The following is a 14,791-nucleotide window of genomic DNA, read 5'->3' as shown; positions in this document are numbered from 1 at the left end:
TTGATTGGCTTTTTGTCAGGCCGGGTATTAACAAGCAAAGTAGGCTACTAAGTCACTACATGATATTAAATAATCCGATTAAAGTCGCTATTCTTGATTTACTTAAAAATACGCAGTTACCTCTTTCATTATATCAAATCATCACACATCTGAGATCGCTGAGCCTGGTAGATGAAAGTCAAGGTAATTTAGCTTTGTTTCGTCTCAATTTTTTAGTGATGAATGCATTGTTTCAGCTTCAACAAGAGCTAATAAGTGAACAGCTATACCTGAACATTTCTAGCTTAGCTATTCGACTAGAGCCGTTTCATAAAACCGATCAAACGACGTTAGCTATTATGAATAGTGATGAGTCATTACGGCAGTACTACCTTGATTGGAATAATTTAACAAACACTACTGAGCAAGATGTAGAAGCACTATTAAATTGTTTCTGGCAGCGGTTTTTATCCACAGATAAACGCATAGACGCCTTGCTGGTTTTGGAGTTACCAGCTGACGCAGATTGGTTTATGATTCAGCAGTCATACCGGCGGCTGGCTGCACAACACCATCCTGATAAAGGTGGTTGTCCACAGCGTTTTATTGAAATACGTGAAGCGTATGAAATATTACAAAAAAGTGATAAGTCTTGTTCGGCTAATAGCTAGCTCGACAGCTGTTGTGTAATGTTTTATTGATGCAATAACAAAAAGCCACTTCCTTTAAAAGTGGCTGTTTGAAAGGTGTATTTTGTGTGTATTGAGCTAGTTGGTAGCAGAGTAAGGGTTGTCTGAGTGCAGATAACCAATTAAATGAATTTTTTTCGGGTGTTTACTTAGCCAGGCTTTTATTTTTTTGATTTCTTCGTAATCGTCTTCACCAAACTGTTGTTGATACATATTCTCGAACATGGCTTTAGACATTTCTTTTTTAATTTTACGCTGCCAGGGATCGGTAAAAATTTGATTTAGCTTATCCGCTAGACCTTCTTTCTTAAGTAACTCCCAGACGTCTTTCTCTAGCCAAATACCATTTATGGTTGGACTGAGATTGATTTTATACTCATATTTGCTGGAAATACGAAATCTAGACATGATAATACTTGTTTTAGGGCACAATAAAGCACTGGTGGTAGCCCTAGGCTTGATATTGGTTTTTATATTTTTGAATTTAGCTTCAGGGTTTTTTTCTTTCCAGCTTAGATAGTCTTCCAGGTAAAGCCAATTACCTTTGCAGCTATTACAGGTCATGCAAGGGATCTGCTTATCTAAACGTGTGGGAGTGAGAACTCCTTTTTTGCAACTTGTACATTTCATAGGGGCTAAGAAGATTAAATCCAATTTAATAGTAAACCATATCCGCGAACTGGATGTTACTTAAACAATATTAAGCTGTAAATTGTATGAAAAGCTTATAGACTGTGAACTGATTAAAATTAAACTGCTTATGTGGGAAGCTAAATAATTGAAATAGGTAGTGATTTTATCTTTATGAGGCTGATCAGATAATTTTAAAATTTCTAAAATAGTTCACATTAGATTTTAATTGTTTCGCGATACAGTTTTGTAGGCTCTACAAGTTGTGAGTGTGCTGAATGAGTCTTGTATAGCTAGTATGAAGGATATAGATGAGAGGCAGCTAAGGGAGATAGGGTGGAAGTTGCTCCACCCTAGTTTGATACCAATGAAGCTGTTATTAGTTGTGTGAGTGAAGCTCTTCATTCAACGCAATAGCAGACTTATTGGTTTTACACTCTAATGCACCAGTCAGAGAATTGCGACGGAACAGTAAGTCAGAATGACCGGCTAAGTCTTTTGCCTTGATGGTTTTTACCAGTTGATTATTGTCGTCTAAAATATTGACTTTTGATCCTGCTGTTACATAAAGCCCTGCTTCTATCGTACAGCGATCTCCCAATGGAATACCAACACCAGCATTAGCACCAACTAAGCAGTTTTTACCAACGGAAATCACGATGTCATTACCGCCAGATAAGGTGCCCATCGTGCTACAGCCACCACCTAAGTCACTGCCCTCAGCAACCATAACGCCGGCTGATATCCGGCCTTCGACCATGCTTTTGCCTTCAGTACCGGCATTAAAGTTAACAAAGCCTTCGTGCATAATGGTTGTGCCTTCACCAATATATGCACCTAGTCTTACTCGTGCTGTGTCAGCTATTCGTACTCCCGCTGGAACTACATAATCGGCCATTTTAGGGAATTTATCCACGGAGTTGACTTCGAGCAACTCGCCCTTTAATCGACTTTCTAATTGACGTTGTGGAAGTTCAGCTAGATCAATGGCGCCTTGGTTTGTCCAAGCGACGTTAGGCAGTAGCGGGAACATTCCTGATAGATCGGTACCATGGGGTTTTACGAAACGGTGGGAAATCAGCTGTAATTTTAAATAGGCTTCAGGGGTTGTTTGTGGAGCTTCGTCAGTTGCAAGTAAAGTCGCTACCAGCGGGCGTTGGCTACTTTGAAAGGCTTTAATAATGGTTAGCTGATCTTGAGCATTGAGCTTGGCCAAGTTGGATTCCAATGCAGCTAGGGCATCATTTGTTAGCTCAATAGCTTGATTGCCTTGCTGGTAGTTAAGAGCTGAAGTAAAGGCTTCGGCAAGCTCAGCAGCTGGTTTGTAAAGTGGTGCTGGATAATAAACTTCCAGCCAGTTGTCTTGTTGGTTTTTACTGCCTACACCAAGTGCAATACTGAAAAATAAGTCGGCCATGGTTAATACTACACCTTAATAACTTTTTAAATGGGTTGGTAATTCATTTCTCTATAGCAATATTTCGCTATAGCTTTCTGGAGAGAAACCTACATTGATGTTGCCGTCTTTATCTAGCACAGGGCGCTTAATGACACTTGGATTGGCAAGCATCAGGGTAATCGCTTTATCATCAGTTAAGTTAACTTTTTGGGTTTCAGGAATTCGACGCCAAGTGGTTCCCCGTTTATTAATCAGTGTATCCTGGCCTAGCTGGGTTAACCACTGAGCAATAATATCACGATGAATGCCTGCGGTTTTAAAGTCGTGAAACTCATAAGCTATTTGTTGTTCATCCAACCATTTTCTAGCTTTTTTTACTGTGTCACAATTTTTAATGCCATAGAGTTTAATCATGACCTGATTTATTTACTCCTTATTGAATGGTTAAACTGCGTTTTTGATTTTTGCCGATTGAGTCTTGCTGTGATCGGTTATCCAGGTGCTGGCAAAGGGTTTGCTGAATTTGTAAACAAGTTTCTTCGTCTTTGATTGGATTACCCAGTAAGTCCGTGACAAGAAATACATCTTCAACTCGTTCTCCCAGGGTGGCAATTTTAGCATTGTGTATCACGAGTTTCAGGTCCACAAATAATTTGCCGATAAGGGCAATCAAGCCTGGCCGGTCTGGAGTGGTAATCTCAATAATGGTTCGCTGATTTTTATTGTCGTTACTAATGACCACTTCGGCAGGGTAGGCAAAGTGCTTTAGTTGTCTAGGTGTTCGGCGGTTAATGAGTGTAGGGTTTTTATTGTGACGAATGAGTGCTTTGACCAGGTGTTGCTTGATTTGCTTGATGCGGTAGGGCTTGTGACCGATTGGGTTGCCATTTTGCTCTAGCACTATAAAAGTATCTAAAGAGTAACCTGTTTTTGACGTAATGATACGGGCATCTTGAACATTCAGATTTAGCTTGTCCAGCTCAGCAGTTAAAACGGCAAATAAGCCTTCACGGTCTTTGGTGTAGATAAAAATCTGAGTAGTGGCTTCTGTTTGTTGCTCGGTGGTTTCTTTGATCAGAATTAATGGCTTGCGTTGCTTGTGATTGATAATTCCCTGGCAGTGCCAAGTAATTTCATCTGCAGTGTGCCTTAAAAAGTACTCATCACCCAGGTCATCCCATAGCTTTTCAATTGTGTCAGGCTTGACGCCATCAGCAGTGAGTAAAGCTGCCGCTTGTTGTTGAGTTGATTGAATTTGCTCGTGCTTGCCAAAAGGGTTTTCCAGGCCTCGGGTAAAGGCTTGTTTGGTAGCAGAATAGAGTTGTCTAAGCAAAGATGCTCGCCAGCTATTCCATAGGCTTGGGTTGGTGGCATTAATATCTGCAACAGTTAACGCGTATAGATAGTCAAGCCTGGTTGCAGTCGAAACCTGCTGGGCAAAGCGGTTGATAACTTCTGGGTCGGATAAATCTTGTCGCTGTGCTGTTGATGACATGAGCAAATGAAATCTAACCAGCCATACCACGAGTGCTGTGTCAGCTTCGTTGAGTTGATGGAGTTTGCAAAACTCTTCTACTTCAATAGCACCCAGCTCTGAGTGGTCGCCACCTCGTCCTTTGGCAATGTCATGAAATAGGCCAGCAATATACAGCAGTTCAGGTTTAGCTAAGGTTTTAATGATTTTGGTGGCAACAGGGAAGCGGGTTTTACTTTCTTGATAATGAAAGCTGCGAAGAAACTTGATCAGTAGCAGGGTGTGTGCATCAACCGTATAGATATGAAATAAGTCGTGTTGCATTTGGCCGGTAATTTTTCCAAATGCAGGTAGGTATCGGCCTAAGATGCCATAGCGCATCATTCGTCGTAAGTTAACTGTCAACCCATAAGGTGCTTTCATTAGTTCGATAAACAAAGCAGTATTATGAGGGTTGCAGCGAAAGCTATCATCAATAAGATAGCGATGTTCTCGAATCAGGCGAATAGTTGACGCTTTTACACCCAGTATTTCAGGGTGCTGAGTCATCAACACAAACACTTCAAGTAGTGCCGATGGCGCCTCTTTAAATACGTGGTATGAAACAACTTCAATATAGTTATTATTGATCTGAAAACGTTCATTAAGCCTTGTTATGGTCGTAGGCTTATCTGCGGATAAAATTAAGTCATCAAAGTGTTGTAACAGTAAGTCGTTGAGCTCGCCAAGCGCCATGACGGTGCGAAAGTACTGTTGCATAAATTGCTCAACAGCTAGGCTGGAATGAGTGTCTTGATAGCCGAATTGCTGGGCAAGTTGTTTTTGATAGTCAAATACCAGGCGGTTTTCATCCCGTTTAGCCAGCAAGTGAAGGCCATATCTGACTTTCCAAAGGTATTGCCTGCCTGAACGTAAAATGCGGTATTCAGAGTCAGTAAGTAATCCTTGGTCAACAAGCTGGGCCAGGTTGTTGATGCCAAAGTGGTGCCGGCTGACCCAGCTAATCATATGAATATCTCTTAAGCCGCCAGGAGAGCTTTTTAAATTTGGCTCAAGTAGGTATTCAGTTTCATTAAACTTCTTGTGTCGTTGACGTTGCTCTTCATATTTTGCTTGAAGAAACTTTTTGCTGGGCCAGTACTGTTTAGCTTGGATATTATCTAGCAGCTGCAGTATAAGCTGGCTAGGGCCGCAAAGTGTTCGTGACTCTAGCAAGTTGGTCATGATGGTTATATCAATAGCTGCTTGTTCGCAGCACTCAGTAATGGAGCGAACGCTATGACCAACAGCTAGCCGTATATCCCAAAGCAGAGTAATAAAGGCTTCAATGCCTTGCTGGTAGGGGGCGAAACTGTCATGTGCCAATAAAATCAGTAAATCAATATCAGAGTGAGGGTGTAGTTCTCCTCGACCATATCCGCCTACGGCGACTAAGGCGATATCCTCACAGTCATTACCGATCCAGTGCTCCCAAGCCAGACTAAGTACTTGGTCAATTAGCCAGGCGCGAGCTTGGACCAATATTTCAATAGCAACGCCATTTGCAAAATCTTCATCCAGCTTGCTTTGTGCCTGTATTAGACACTTTTTGTAAGCAGGAATAGGTGAGTTGGATAAGGTGAGTTCGGCACGGAACTGACCTTTATCAAATAACTGCTGACAGTAGTCGAGTGTGGATTGATCCAGCTTCATGTGTCTTTTTGTGGGGTGGCGGCAAGACCACCCAGCAGTTGGTGTGGTTTAAAAAGGCTCTTCAGAGCGTTTGGTAAGAACTTCACAGCCATCAGTAGTAATAGCTAAGGTGTGCTCCCACTGTGCAGAAAGTCGCCCGTCTTTCGTGGTTACTGTCCAGCCATCTTTTTTATTTAGCTTGGTATATTTTTTTCCAGCATTAATCATGGGCTCAACAGTAAAAGTCATCCCTTCCTGAATCTGTAACCCTGTGCCAGGTTTTCCGTAATGAAGTACCTGCGGCTCTTCGTGAAAAATTTTGCCTATACCATGGCCGCAGTACTCTTCTACTACTGAAAAGTGGTGAGCGTGAGCATGTTTGCTGATGATATGACCGATGTCTCCTAAATAAGCACCCGGTTTGAGAATTTCAATAGCTTTATATAGGCATTCCTGGGTAACGACACAGAGTTTTCTAGCATGTTCTGCTACATCACCAACATAAAACATCTTGCTGGTATCACCATGGTAGCCGTCTTTGATAACGGTGACATCAATATTAATGATGTCGCCATTCTTTAATGTTTTTTTATCACTGGGTATACCATGGCAAACCACTTGATTGATTGAGGTGCAAATAGATTTAGGAAAGCCATTGTAGTTTAAAGGTGCTGGAATTGCTTGTTGATGATTAACAATGTAATCATGGCAAATTCTATCTAACTCATTTGTAGTAATACCTGGCTCTACATAAGGCCCAATCATTTCCAATACTTCTGCTGCAAGACGGCCAGCAACTCGCATTTTTGCAATTTCTTCAGGGGTTTTAATATTTACAGCCATAACAGGCATTGATCTCCGTCACTTGTCAACGCTTAGGGTGAGGGTCTGTTGACGTTTGCCTAAAGGGCTCTGCTGGGCAGAAGTTTGCTACTGTAAAGTTTTCGGTAGCAGCCTTGGCTTACTTAAAAGTGTCATTAGACAATAATTATTTTGTTGTACATGCAGAAGGTAAACCACAACAGGCCCTAGCCCATTAGTGTATCAGAAGCTGACATGAAATAAATTGTTACCTCTATTGTTGAATGCTTAGTTAAAAAATAAGGGCTGTATAAAATAACTATTGGAAGTAATCAATATATCAAAAAATGTAATTAGCTTGGCGATAAGAGTAGGTCTATAGCTAACTTGTGCTGCACCCTATAAATAAGGCTTTTTAGCTTGCTCACAAGACCGTCATGGCATTTTAGGATGTGGTGCTGGGTTTTAGTTTTCAATAATTTATGGTATAAAGCTGCGCCTGCTAAATCGCAGGATATAACACACACACACCAATACCATTACTCTGGGTGCCTAAACAGGTTGAGTCGTGGGGTGTGTGGAGGCCTAACCCGATGTTGGAGAAATAACATGGCTAAAGTTTCAATGCGTGAAATGCTGAAGGCTGGTGTACATTTTGGTCACCAGACTCGTTACTGGAACCCTAAAATGTCCAAGTACATTTATGGGGCGCGCAACAAGATTCATATCATTAACCTTGAACACACCTTGCCAGCTTTCAATGGTGCCTTAGGTATCATTAAAAGGATGGCTGAAAACAAAAAGAAAATTTTATTTGTTGGTACCAAGCGTGCTGCGAGCAAAGTGATTCGCGAAGAAGCTAAGCGCTCTGGTATGCCTTATGTTGACCACCGCTGGTTAGGTGGTATGTTAACCAACTACAAAACTATCCGTCAGTCAATTCGTCGCCTGCGTGATCTAGAAGCTCAAAAGCAAGACGGTACGTTTGAAAAGCTGACTAAAAAAGAAGCCTTAATGCGTACCCGTGAGCTGGATAAATTAGAGCGCAGCTTAGGCGGTATCAAAGATATGGGTGGTTTACCAGATGCAATATTTGTTGTTGATGTTGATCACGAGCGTATTGCTGTCACTGAAGCTAACAAGCTAGGTATTCCAGTGATTGGTATTGTTGATACCAACAGCAATCCAGATGGTGTGGACTACGTAATTCCTGGTAATGATGATGCGATTCGCGCAATCCAGCTTTATGTGAAGTCAGTTGCTGAAGCAACAGTAGAAGGTCGTGCTTCTGCAGACCTAGGCCAGGCAGATGAGTTTGTTGAAGTTGCAGAAGAAGCACCTGAGCAGCCTGAAACGAAAGAAGCCGCAGAAGGCTAGTCTACAAACGTATTCATGATCAGGCAGTTCTGCCTTCATCGTATACAGCAAAGGGGGCAAGGCCCCCTTTTTCGAATTTTAAGTTAATTATACTTTTGGGTGAATTGCACTCTAACTGAATTAAGAGGATAGATTCATGGCAGCAATTACCGCCGCATTGGTAAAAGAGTTACGTGAGCGCACTGGCTTGGGCATGATGGAGTGTAAAAAAGCACTGGTTCAAGCAGAAGGCGATATTGAAAAAGCAATAGAAGAGCTGCGTAAGTCAGGTCAGGCAAAAGCTGCGAAAAAAGCCGGTCGTACTGCGGCAGAAGGTGTTGTAGCAGTTAAAGTAGCTGATGATGCTAGCTATGGTTTGCTACTTGAAGTGAACAGTGAAACTGACTTCGTTGCCCGCGATGATAATTTCCTTAACTTCGTGAACACTGTTTTAGATAAAGCATTTGCTGACAAGCAAACAGATGTAGCCAAGTTGATGGAAGGTGAGCTAGAAACTGCTCGTTTAGCGTTAGTGCAAAAAATTGGTGAAAACATTGGTGTGCGTCGCCTTGAGCTAGTTGAAGCGCCAGTGGTTGGCAGCTATGTACACGGTAACAAGCGCATTGGTGTATTGGTTGCTCTAGATGGTGGTGATGTTGAGCTGGCTAAAGATGTTGCTATGCATGTGGCTGCAGTTAACCCGCAAGTGGTTAACAAAGAAGATATGCCTGAAGACGTAGTAGCGAAAGAAAAAGAAATTTTCATTGCTCAAGCTAAAGATTCAGGCAAGCCAGATGATATTATTGAGAAAATGATCAGCGGCCGCATAAATAAGTTCTTGGCAGAAAACAGTCTAGTAGAGCAGCCTTTTGTTAAAGATCCTGATGTAAAAATTGGCGCTTTAGCGAAAAAAGCCGGTGCAAAAGTGCTAGGTTTTAAACGCTATGAAGTGGGTGAAGGGATTGAAAAAGAAGAAGTTGATTTTGCTGCTGAAGTAGCTGCCCAGGCAGGACTTAATAAGTAGTAATCTTACCAATGGCCTGCTAAGCAGGCCATTTTTTTGAGAGCAGACTTTATTAAGAACAGGTGAACTGATGCCTATTAGTGACCGACAACCAAAATACAAACGTATCTTGCTAAAACTAAGCGGTGAAGCCCTAATGGGGGATGAGGACTTTGGTATTGACCCAAAGGTGCTCGATCGAATAGCGCTTGAAATTGGCCAGTTAGTAGGTATCGGGGTTCAAGTGGGGATAGTTGTAGGTGGTGGTAACCTGTTTCGTGGTGCATCGTTACATGCTGCAGGTATGGATCGTGTGACAGGTGATCACATGGGAATGCTGGCCACCGTGATGAATGCATTGGCAATGCGAGATAGCTTAGAACGCTCGAATATTAATACCCGAGTTATGTCGGCTATTCCAATGAGTGGCGTGGTTGAGCACTATGATCGCCGAAAAGCTCAGCGATATCTAAATGGTGGCGATGTTGTTATCTTTTCTGCAGGTACAGGTAATCCATTTTTCACTACTGACTCTGCAGCCTGCTTACGAGGGATTGAAGTTGAAGCGGATTTGGTATTGAAAGCCACAAAAGTAGATGGCGTGTTCACTGATGATCCAGTCAAAAACCCTGATGCAGAAAAGTTTTCAGTGCTAAGTTATGACGAAGTGTTGATTCGTAAATTAGGGGTTATGGACTTAACTGCGATTTGTCTGGTGCGAGACCATCACATGCCTGTTCGTGTGTTTAATATGAATAAAACCGGCGCCCTGTTAAATATTGTTGTGGGTGGCAATGACGGAACATTAATTGCTGGGGGTGAAAATGATTAATGAAATTAAATCCGATGCTAAGACTCGGATGAAAAAAAGCGTAGAGTCTTTGGATGTTGCATTTGCCAAAATTCGTACTGGCAGAGCACACCCTAGTTTGCTGGATAGCGTTGTAGTTTCATACTATGGTGCGGATACACCATTAAACCAAGTGGCTAATATATCAGTAGAAGATGGTCGTACTTTGTCAGTTAGCCCTTGGGAAAAGCAGTTAGTACCTGATATTGAAAAAGCTATTCTGAAGTCTGATCTGGGTTTGAATCCTAACACGGCAGGTGATGTAATACGGATTCCATTACCGCCTTTAACTGAAGAAACGCGTAAAAACTATATTAAGCAAGCTAAATCAGAGGCAGAAGGTGCTCGTGTTGCTGTGCGTAATATTCGTCGGGACGCGATCAGTGAACTGAAGTCGCTGCTGAAAGACAAGGAAATCAGTGAAGATGAAGAGCGCAAAGCGCATGATGAGGTCCAAAAAATAACTGATCAGTATGTAGCTGAGGTTGATAAAGCGCTACAGGTCAAAGAAGCTGAGCTAATGGAAATTTAGCATTAATGCCAGGTGCTGTCAGAAGCTCAATAAATTGATAGCACCTTTATTCTTATTGGGCTGACAGCAAGTAGTGCAGTACCTTTCTTGATAGGATAAAGCGCTAGCACTTTGTTGATTGAGCCGCTCCTTATGATAAAAATCAGATAAAAAGCCTTGCATCCTATGGATTTAGCGGTATTGTTTCGCATTCAATGAATGAGGCATATAGATTCAGGATTCATGTCAGCGATAGACACGTCACCCAAGCTTAATGAGGCTTCAACCATCAACTCCCCACGCCATGTTGCTGTTATTATGGATGGCAATAACCGTTGGGCCAAACAACGTAAACTGCCAAGTATTGCAGGACATCGTGCTGGGCTGAAAGCTGCACGAAATATAGTGGAAGCTTGCCGCGACTACAACATAGAGGTATTAACCCTATTCGCCTTTAGTAGTGAAAACTGGCGTCGCCCTAAAGATGAAGTGAGTGCATTAATGGAGTTATTTCTTCATGCACTTAAGCGGGAGACCAAGCGGCTGAAAAAAAATAAAATTCGCTTAAAAGTGATCGGTGATATCAGTGCTTTTAGTGACACAATTCAGCAACATATTAGAGAAACAGAGCAGATAACAGCTGAATTCAGTGAGTTTACTTTAGTAATTGCAGCCAATTATGGTGGCCAGTGGGATATGCAGGAGGCTTGTAAGCGATTGGCTAGCCAGGTTAAGCAGGGAGAGCTGACAGTAGATGAAATTACCACAGAACAAATTGATAGTAATCTGTCGACAGCTGGTATACCCGTCCCTGACTTATGCATTCGAACCAGTGGTGTACACCGAATCAGCAATTTTTTGTTATGGCAGCTAGCGTATGCTGAGTTGTATTTTACGGATACGTTATGGCCTGACTTTAATAAAGCGGCCTTTCACCAAGCATTACTAGATTACAGTTCCCGGCAGCGCCGGTTTGGCCAAACGAGTGAACAAGTGGAGGCTGCTCAGTGCTTAAACAAAGAATAATAACAGCGGTTATTTTGATACCACTTGCACTGCTGGGAGTATTTGCCCTTTCGCCTTTTTTCTTTAGCTTATTTGTTGGTGGTATTGTGCTGTTAGCTGGCTGGGAATGGGCAAATTTAGCAGGATTAACCCAACCACCTGCTCGCTTGGCTTATGTTGCAGGTCTTGTGTTAGCGTTGTTCGGCTCGCAGTATTTGCCTCTCCAAATGATATTAGTCTTAGCTGTTTTAATATGGTTGGCAGCATTGATGCTGGTGTTAACTTATCCAGGGTCAGCTATTTTCTGGCGGCATAGAAGCCTTAAGCTGATTGTGGGGTTGATGGTGCTGGTGCCTGCCTGGAACTGTTTGGTGTGGCTGAAAGAAGCAGAAAATAGTTCATGGCTAATTGTTTATCTGTTTGCTTTGATTTGGGGGGCTGACATTGGTGCTTACTTCTTTGGTAAGCGATTTGGCAAGCATAAGCTAGCAGCAAAAGTGAGTCCTGGTAAAAGTTGGGAAGGAGTATATGGAGCGATAGCAGTGACGACTTTGGTGGCTATTGGTGCTGGGGTGGTACAGCAGAAAAGCTTCGCTCAATTAATGGTAATGGTGTTATTTGCATGGTTAATTGTTACTGTGTCAGTGCTGGGTGACTTACTGGAAAGTATGTTTAAGCGTGAGCGAGGCGTTAAAGATAGCAGTAATTTGCTGCCTGGGCATGGTGGGGTAATGGATCGTATTGATAGTTTAACTGCAGCCATCCCGGTTTTTTGTATTTCGCTATTGGTAACAGGGCTTTGATAACAGGGTGGTAAAATAGTGCAGCAAATCACCATTTTAGGCAGTACCGGTTCCATCGGTTGTAGCACGTTAGCTGTTATTAAAGCGCATTCTGATAAATACCAGGTATTTGCACTAGCAGCTAATCAGCAAGTTGAAAAGCTGTTTCAACAATGCATGCAGTTTGCACCAAAGTATGCAGTACTGGTTAATGAGGCTGCTGCAGATCAATTAGCTGAGCGGCTCAGATCAGCAGGTTCCTCGACAGAAGTACTAGCTGGCAAGGCTGCTTTGGCAGCAGTGGCAGAGGACCCGCAGGTTGATGTGGTGATGGCAGCTATTATGGGTGCCGCTGGCTTATTGCCTACCTTAGCAGCAGTTAAGACGGGGAAGAAAGTCTTACTGGCCAATAAAGAAAGCCTCGTAATGGCTGGTGAGCTATTTATGAATGCAGTTAAAGTACATAAAGCTACTTTGTTGCCTATTGATAGTGAGCATAATGCTATTTTTCAGTGTCTCCCCCACTGCTTTCAGTCGCTACCAGACGCAGGTGTTAGGAGAGTTGTTTTAACAGCTTCAGGTGGGCCTTTCCGAAAGTTTAGCCAAGCTCAATTAACAGAAGTGACCCCTGAGCAAGCTTGTGCTCACCCCAACTGGTCAATGGGACAGAAAATCTCTGTTGATTCAGCTTCGATGATGAATAAAGGCTTGGAGTTAATAGAGGCCTGTCACTTATTTGCTATCAAGCCTGAGTGGGTTGATGTGGTAATCCACCCACAAAGTATTATTCACTCAATGGTTGACTACATTGATGGCTCAGTATTAGCTCAAATGGGTAATCCTGACATGTGTACCCCCATTGCCCATGCCCTTGCCTGGCCAGCTCGAATGTCAACGGAGGTTAAGCCTCTCAATTTAGCTGATATAGCCCAGCTTGATTTTTACCCTCCAGATGAGCAGCGATTTCCTTGTTTGAAGCTGGCTCGTGAGGCGGCAGAGGCGGGTGGAACAGCGCCAGCTATCTTAAATGCCGCTAATGAAGTGGCTGTGGCTGCGTTTTTGGCTGGAACTATTCGCTTTATCGACATTCCACTTATTAATGAGACAGTGCTTACTCGGTTAGAAGTGCAGCCTTCATTTGAACTCGAAAATGTTTTGGTTGCTGATGGCAAAGCGCGTGAACTAGCCATGACATTGATAAATCAAGTGGGTTTATAAAATGGAGTTTTTACAGTCAGTATTAGCTTTTATTGTCACTCTAGGAATTTTAGTTACTTTTCATGAGTATGGTCATTTCTGGGTAGCAAGACGCTGTGGAGTAAAGGTCCATCGATTTTCGTTTGGTTTTGGAAAACCGCTCATTTCATGGTATGACCGCCATGGGACGGAGTTTGCTATTGCGGCCTTTCCTTTGGGAGGCTATGTCAAGATGCTGGATGAAAAGGAAGGTCCAGTCCCTCCTGATCAGCTCCAGTATGCGTTTAACCGTAAACCTGTTAGCCAGCGAATAGCAATTATTCTAGCTGGACCATTAGCTAACTTTTTATTAGCGGTTGTTGCTTTTTGGATTATGTTAATGCTGGGCTTTCAAAGCCTGGTTCCTGTTACTGGAAAAATTACTGATAACAGCCCAGCTCAGCTGGCAGGTATTGAGAGTGGCTACGAGGTTGTTAGTGTTAATAATGAGCCTACTCCAACTTGGTATGACTTCAATATCGAGCTATTACGTTATATTGGAGATACCACTGAGCTTAACATTCAGTTGAAACAGCATGAGGTGTCTGGCACCCAGTCGTCAGCCAGTATTACTAAGACGATTTCAATTACAGACTGGTTGTCAGGTCAAGAGCAGCCAAACCCTGTTTCTAGCCTGGGAATAACACCCTACGCACAGCCTATACCAGCAGTTGTAGACCAACTAGTGCCGGGGGGGCGAGCAGAAAAAGCAGGTTTGCAATCAGGCGATAAAATTCTAGCCGTTAACGATCAACAAATTAATGATTGGCGAGAGCTGGTAGAGCAAATAAAAAATAATCCAGAGAAAAATATTGCACTACGTGTTTTAAGAAAAGACGAAACACAAATTATTAATTTACGTCCCGAGTTTAAGCAACAAGGTGATGAAAAAATAGGTTTTGCTGGTATAAGTCCTCAGCTTATAAATACTGCAACTAGTTTAATTAGAACAGTTAAATACTCACCAGTTAAAGCCTTTTTTGGTGGGCTGGATAAAACGTGGTCAATGATAACCTTGACTGTGACGTCCATCAAAAAGATGGTGCTGGGCGATGTCTCAGTTAAAAACTTGAGTGGTCCAATAACCATTGCTAAAGTGGCGAGCAATTCGGCAAAATTAGGCCTGGAAAGTTTTTTGAACTTTTTAGCGCTTGTTAGCATCAGTTTGGGTGTAATTAACTTGTTGCCTGTTCCTGTGCTTGATGGTGGACATTTGTTGTTTTATTTTGTCGAATGGGTAAAAGGAAGTCCTGTCTCAGAAAAAGCACAAGTAATTGGATTACAGATAGGACTCAGCCTGGTTATCGCTATGATGTTTTTAGCTTTTTATAATGACTTAAGCCGTCTGTAAGTTTGGGGGAATCTTTTTTTCACTTGTTGGAAAAAGCTTCTATTTTCTTTCAAT

The 14,791-nt window shown here is 42.4% G+C and carries 14 protein-coding genes; 9 read left to right on the top strand and 5 right to left on the bottom strand.

Features of this window, described 5'->3' with window-relative positions; translation table 11 throughout:
• The first annotated feature begins 59 nt into the window (after nt 1-59).
• Nucleotides 60-650: a DNA-J related domain-containing protein gene (locus tag ORQ98_RS00365; protein WP_274686780.1), complete on the top strand. Its 591-nt coding sequence runs from the start codon at nt 60-62 to the stop codon at nt 648-650.
• A gap of 96 nt (nt 651-746) precedes the next feature.
• On the opposite strand, the gene ORQ98_RS00360 is transcribed toward ORQ98_RS00365, so the two are convergent.
• The 5 genes from ORQ98_RS00360 to map form a co-directional block, all read right to left on the bottom strand.
• Nucleotides 747-1,298 (bottom strand): TFIIB-type zinc ribbon-containing protein, encoded by a 552-nt coding sequence (locus tag ORQ98_RS00360; protein ID WP_274686779.1) that lies wholly within the window; start codon nt 1,296-1,298, stop codon nt 747-749.
• Nucleotides 1,299-1,677: 379 nt separating this feature from the next.
• Entirely contained in the window at nt 1,678-2,715 is a 1,038-nt protein-coding gene (gene dapD, locus ORQ98_RS00355) for a 2,3,4,5-tetrahydropyridine-2,6-dicarboxylate N-succinyltransferase (RefSeq protein ID WP_274686778.1), read from the bottom strand.
• 51 nt (nt 2,716-2,766) lie between these two features.
• Nucleotides 2,767-3,111 carry an ArsC family reductase gene (locus ORQ98_RS00350; RefSeq protein WP_274686777.1) on the bottom strand — a complete coding sequence of 115 codons (345 nt, stop codon included), beginning with the start codon at nt 3,109-3,111 and terminating at the stop codon, nt 2,767-2,769.
• 19 nt (nt 3,112-3,130) lie between these two features.
• Nucleotides 3,131-5,863 (bottom strand): [protein-PII] uridylyltransferase, encoded by a 2,733-nt coding sequence (locus ORQ98_RS00345; RefSeq protein WP_274686776.1) that lies wholly within the window; start codon nt 5,861-5,863, stop codon nt 3,131-3,133.
• Between the two features lie 48 nt (nt 5,864-5,911).
• A complete protein-coding gene (gene map / locus ORQ98_RS00340; RefSeq protein ID WP_274686775.1) occupies nt 5,912-6,685 on the bottom strand; it encodes a type I methionyl aminopeptidase in 774 nt (257 codons plus the stop codon).
• A 567-nt stretch (nt 6,686-7,252) separates the two neighbouring features.
• Here map and rpsB point away from each other — a divergent pair.
• The 8 genes from rpsB (at nt 7,253) to rseP (ending at nt 14,737) form a co-directional block, all read left to right on the top strand.
• A complete protein-coding gene (gene rpsB / locus ORQ98_RS00335; protein ID WP_274686774.1) occupies nt 7,253-8,020 on the top strand; it encodes a 30S ribosomal protein S2 in 768 nt (255 codons plus the stop codon).
• A 136-nt stretch (nt 8,021-8,156) separates the two neighbouring features.
• The gene (gene tsf, locus ORQ98_RS00330) at nt 8,157-9,023 is read left to right on the top strand and encodes a translation elongation factor Ts (RefSeq protein ID WP_274686773.1); all 867 of its coding nucleotides are present in this window, start codon (nt 8,157-8,159) and stop codon (nt 9,021-9,023) included.
• Between the two features lie 70 nt (nt 9,024-9,093).
• Nucleotides 9,094-9,834: a UMP kinase gene (gene pyrH / locus ORQ98_RS00325; RefSeq protein ID WP_274686772.1), complete on the top strand. Its 741-nt coding sequence runs from the start codon at nt 9,094-9,096 to the stop codon at nt 9,832-9,834.
• Entirely contained in the window at nt 9,827-10,384 is a 558-nt protein-coding gene (gene frr, locus ORQ98_RS00320) for a ribosome recycling factor (protein WP_274686771.1), read from the top strand. The genes pyrH and frr overlap by 8 nt, the downstream gene beginning before the upstream one ends.
• Before the next feature lie 222 nt (nt 10,385-10,606).
• A complete protein-coding gene (uppS, locus tag ORQ98_RS00315) occupies nt 10,607-11,389 on the top strand; it encodes a polyprenyl diphosphate synthase (protein WP_274686770.1) in 783 nt (260 codons plus the stop codon).
• Nucleotides 11,371-12,171: a phosphatidate cytidylyltransferase gene (locus ORQ98_RS00310; protein ID WP_274686769.1), complete on the top strand. Its 801-nt coding sequence runs from the start codon at nt 11,371-11,373 to the stop codon at nt 12,169-12,171. The genes uppS and ORQ98_RS00310 overlap by 19 nt, the downstream gene beginning before the upstream one ends.
• Nucleotides 12,172-12,189: 18 nt before the next feature.
• Nucleotides 12,190-13,368: a 1-deoxy-D-xylulose-5-phosphate reductoisomerase gene (gene ispC, locus ORQ98_RS00305; protein ID WP_274686768.1), complete on the top strand. Its 1,179-nt coding sequence runs from the start codon at nt 12,190-12,192 to the stop codon at nt 13,366-13,368.
• A 1-nt stretch (nt 13,369) separates the two neighbouring features.
• A complete protein-coding gene (rseP, locus tag ORQ98_RS00300; protein WP_274686767.1) occupies nt 13,370-14,737 on the top strand; it encodes a sigma E protease regulator RseP in 1,368 nt (455 codons plus the stop codon).
• Nucleotides 14,738-14,791: the final 54 nt, after the last annotated feature.

This window comes from Spartinivicinus poritis (assembly GCF_028858535.1).
Lineage (GTDB): Bacteria > Pseudomonadota > Gammaproteobacteria > Pseudomonadales > Zooshikellaceae > Spartinivicinus > Spartinivicinus poritis.
The sequence above is the reverse complement of the archived record's forward strand: the minus strand, read 5'-3'. Positions and strand labels throughout refer to the sequence as shown.

What these genes read in the sequence shown, in the direction of transcription:
- ORQ98_RS00365 (WP_274686780.1), top strand. Translation starts at nt 60, where the DNA reads ATGATATTAAATAATCCGATTAAAGTCGCTATTCTTGATTTACTTAAA.
- ORQ98_RS00360 (WP_274686779.1), bottom strand. Translation starts at nt 1,298, where the DNA reads ATGAAATGTACAAGTTGCAAAAAAGGAGTTCTCACTCCCACACGTTTA.
- dapD (WP_274686778.1), bottom strand. Translation starts at nt 2,715, where the DNA reads ATGGCCGACTTATTTTTCAGTATTGCACTTGGTGTAGGCAGTAAAAAC.
- ORQ98_RS00350 (WP_274686777.1), bottom strand. Translation starts at nt 3,111, where the DNA reads ATGATTAAACTCTATGGCATTAAAAATTGTGACACAGTAAAAAAAGCT.
- ORQ98_RS00345 (WP_274686776.1), bottom strand. Translation starts at nt 5,863, where the DNA reads ATGAAGCTGGATCAATCCACACTCGACTACTGTCAGCAGTTATTTGAT.
- map (WP_274686775.1), bottom strand. Translation starts at nt 6,685, where the DNA reads ATGGCTGTAAATATTAAAACCCCTGAAGAAATTGCAAAAATGCGAGTT.
- rpsB (WP_274686774.1), top strand. Translation starts at nt 7,253, where the DNA reads ATGGCTAAAGTTTCAATGCGTGAAATGCTGAAGGCTGGTGTACATTTT.
- tsf (WP_274686773.1), top strand. Translation starts at nt 8,157, where the DNA reads ATGGCAGCAATTACCGCCGCATTGGTAAAAGAGTTACGTGAGCGCACT.
- pyrH (WP_274686772.1), top strand. Translation starts at nt 9,094, where the DNA reads ATGCCTATTAGTGACCGACAACCAAAATACAAACGTATCTTGCTAAAA.
- frr (WP_274686771.1), top strand. Translation starts at nt 9,827, where the DNA reads ATGATTAATGAAATTAAATCCGATGCTAAGACTCGGATGAAAAAAAGC.
- uppS (WP_274686770.1), top strand. Translation starts at nt 10,607, where the DNA reads ATGTCAGCGATAGACACGTCACCCAAGCTTAATGAGGCTTCAACCATC.
- rseP (WP_274686767.1), top strand. Translation starts at nt 13,370, where the DNA reads ATGGAGTTTTTACAGTCAGTATTAGCTTTTATTGTCACTCTAGGAATT.